Source organism: Bradyrhizobium sp. NBAIM08, assembly GCF_020193935.1.
In the GTDB taxonomy this organism is placed as follows: domain Bacteria; phylum Pseudomonadota; class Alphaproteobacteria; order Rhizobiales; family Xanthobacteraceae; genus Bradyrhizobium; species Bradyrhizobium yuanmingense.
On sequence record NZ_JADYVR010000451.1, the window covers coordinates 1 to 438 of the forward strand.

Below are 438 nucleotides of genomic sequence, written 5' to 3' on the forward strand. Positions count from 1 at the left end.
CGTTGCCCCTGTCGCCCAGGCCGATCCCGCCCTGCTCGAACCCGAAGTACACGAGCGTGCAGACCACGATTATGGCCACGGTCAGCACCGGGAACCGGCGCGTGGGTATGTCGTCCTTCAGCGGGATCAAGTCCCGCCCACCGCCTGCGCGGTCACCTAGCGGCGGCCCGCTCGAGAGTCTGCTCGGCGTGGTAGCTCGAGCGCACCAGCGGCCCGGCGGCCACCGACTCGAACCCCATCGCGTACGCCTCGCGCTCCAGGTCGGCGAACTCGTCCGGGTGCCAGTAGCGGACCACCGGCAGGTGATTGCGGGTCGGGCGCAGGTACTGACCGACCGTGAGCACCTGCACGTGGTGCTCGCGCAGCGTCGCGAAGGTCTCCAGCATCTCGTCCCGGGTCTCGCCCAGGCCGGTCATCAGCCCCGATTTGGTCACCACC

Annotated in this window: 1 pseudogene; it reads right to left on the reverse strand. The window is 69.6% G+C overall.

Going from position 1 to position 438, the window contains the following annotated elements:
- Nucleotides 1–152 precede the first annotated feature (152 nt).
- A pseudogene (locus I6F37_RS40385) lies at nt 153–438 on the reverse strand (lipoyl synthase); the annotation flags it as partial.